At 40.7% G+C, this 2,204-nt stretch carries 4 protein-coding genes; 3 read left to right on the top strand and 1 reads right to left on the bottom strand.

Going from position 1 to position 2,204, the window contains the following annotated elements; all coding sequences use genetic code 11:
* The 3 genes from ACFIQC_RS09620 to ACFIQC_RS09610 all read left to right on the top strand — a co-directional run.
* A partial coding sequence (locus ACFIQC_RS09620) for a filamentous hemagglutinin (protein WP_375707118.1) occupies positions 1-1,020 on the top strand: 1,020 nt, incomplete at its 5' end.
* 20 nt (positions 1,021-1,040) lie between these two features.
* Positions 1,041-1,457: a hypothetical protein gene (locus tag ACFIQC_RS09615; RefSeq protein ID WP_375621746.1), complete on the top strand. Its 417-nt coding sequence runs from the start codon at positions 1,041-1,043 to the stop codon at positions 1,455-1,457.
* Between the two features lie 180 nt (positions 1,458-1,637).
* Positions 1,638-1,997: a hypothetical protein gene (locus tag ACFIQC_RS09610; protein ID WP_375707117.1), complete on the top strand. Its 360-nt coding sequence runs from the start codon at positions 1,638-1,640 to the stop codon at positions 1,995-1,997.
* Positions 1,998-2,051: 54 nt separating this feature from the next.
* On the opposite strand, the gene ACFIQC_RS09605 is transcribed toward ACFIQC_RS09610, so the two are convergent.
* Positions 2,052-2,204: helix-turn-helix transcriptional regulator (locus ACFIQC_RS09605; RefSeq protein ID WP_375707119.1), on the bottom strand; the 153-nt coding region annotated here is incomplete at its 5' end.

Below are 2,204 nucleotides of genomic sequence, written 5' to 3'. Positions count from 1 at the left end.
ATCGTCATTACTGATGAAGCAGGGCAGAAGGCATTAACAGGGCAAGATGTTGAGCAAGCCATAGCCTCCCTTAATCGTGATACTGCCACCGCCCATAAGGGTGTACAACAGCTCGATGCAGGCAAGCTGGAACAAATCGTCCATGAAAATCGTGAAATGGCAACTCAACTCTTAGAAGAAGGGTTTAAATACAGTGATGACTCCTATAAAACCATGTTTATCAAAGAGCACCCCATCGCCGTGGTCGACCGTGATAAAGACGGAAATATACTCTATAAAACAGATGCAAATGGGGAGCCTATAGAAGACGCTCGTGGACAAAAAATACCTAAGTTTCATTATTTAACGGATGAAGAAAAGCAGCATTTGCAAGAAGGCTCTGATGGCAGGGTTCATGTTTCCTTTAATGGCATCTTTACTCCACCAGAGGAAGCCGCTGTTTATGCGGTTCAACATGCTAAAAATCAAAATGAACCGCTCTATATTGTTATCTTCCCCCAAGCTGATTCTGCTATCTCAGAACTTCTGGTAGCAGGCTATCAGAAGTTTATGGAAAATAACTTTTGGGGTTTGACCAATTCAACACAAGAAGCAAAAGATTTGATGTATAGCTATGGTCTTACAGGATTAGAACTTTATGGACATAGTCGCGGGACAATGACATTGGGGAATATGCTGAATTCTTTCAAACAAGAAGGTGTTCACGGTATAGCCAACGAAAACACGACTATCAATCTCTATGGACCAGCCTTTAATGTTTTAGTTGCAGCCGGTCTGTTAGATTATGTGAGTGATGGCAAACAAACCACTATTGGCTTTGATGGGAATAGATATGACTTTGTCAGCAGAATTATTGGCGGCAATGGCTATACCTACGGGACACTCCCTGCTGGTAGTAACATGTGGAAAGAATGGTGGAGAGTGATCATGAATCCCATAAGCTCCCATACTTGCCTTGGAGATGCGAGTGATAAGTGTACATGGCGCTATGGCACATCTCATCGTGAACAAAAACCTTGAATTAAATAATGGAGTAAAAAATGAAACAAACTCTAAAGCTATTAGGTGCTGTAACTTTATTAGGTATTGCAGGATGTCAGTTTAATAAAACTCCTGGAGGGTATTTGAGCGCGTGGGAGAAAAATGGTGTTACTAATTTTACAGAGGTAGGAAAAGCCTTGTTAGAATGTGGCATGCCAACGCCTTATGATGTCGATCCAGAAAACAGAAAGCAGAGCATTAATGCAAAAGCAACAATTTATGCTTGCATGCTTCAATCAGGGTTTCGCTATAAAGATGAAGAGGTAGCAAGAGCGGGAGGGCCATGTTATACTTTTAAAGAGAAAAACTTGCCCATTTGTCGTCCAGGCGCTGTTGTTCCACAGCGCAGTGTCAAGAAGCGCTTAAACAGCCCGTTTTGTAAAAAATATAAAAATAGTCGCAAATGCCAGCCTTAAGTTTTGCTGTTTGTGATGATTAACAATCCGCCATCCTTGCCTTCGCTTGGAATGGCGGGATTGTTTTCTCAATCTAACATCTCAATATTGTTCACCGTTGTTTTAAGCAGCGGTGACGGGAAATATCAACAGGCTTATGAGCTTTTTTATTGTAAATAAATCCATTGAAAGAGGGGAATAATGAAGAAAATCTTAAAACTATTGAGTTGTATAGCTCTGTTAAGTATTACTGGATGTGTTAATTCAATTCCCTCACTTTCTCCAGCATTATGGAGAAATAAAATACTTTTAGAATGTGGAGTACCGGACCTTAATAAGGTTGTGGCGCTAGATTTAAATCAATTTGCCAGTATTGAAATGTGTATGGCGCAATCAGGTTTTCGTCCTAGCTTTACAATACAAGAATGGTGTGAAAACCATAAATCAGACAACCTTCCCATATGTCGTCCTGGTGCTGTCATGCCTCAGCGAAGTGTTGAGAGACGCTTAAATAGCCCTTATTGTAAAAAACATTCAGAACAACTTGAATGCGAACCTTAAGTCTTGCTTCAGCAGAGAAAGCCTTGTCCGTTCTTACGTGACAAGGTTTTCTTTTTATGCCGCGTCGTTATAACGTTGCTGTTTTGCTTGCTCGATGACATTGAAAAGATCTGATTGTAACCAACGCGATAAAAAACCAAATTTTAAAGGTTTTGGGAGAGAGCCATTGGTTACATGACGGCGGAAAGTTGAGACACTCATATGAAG

Source organism: Bartonella sp. AA126HLJHH, assembly GCF_042197425.1.
GTDB lineage: Bacteria > Pseudomonadota > Alphaproteobacteria > Rhizobiales > Rhizobiaceae > Bartonella.
The sequence above is the reverse complement of the archived record's forward strand: the minus strand, read 5'-3'. Positions and strand labels throughout refer to the sequence as shown.

Excerpts from the sequence above, each read along its gene's own strand:
- ACFIQC_RS09615 (WP_375621746.1), top strand. The coding sequence starts at position 1,041 with ATGAAACAAACTCTAAAGCTATTAGGTGCTGTAACTTTATTAGGTATT.
- ACFIQC_RS09610 (WP_375707117.1), top strand. The coding sequence starts at position 1,638 with ATGAAGAAAATCTTAAAACTATTGAGTTGTATAGCTCTGTTAAGTATT.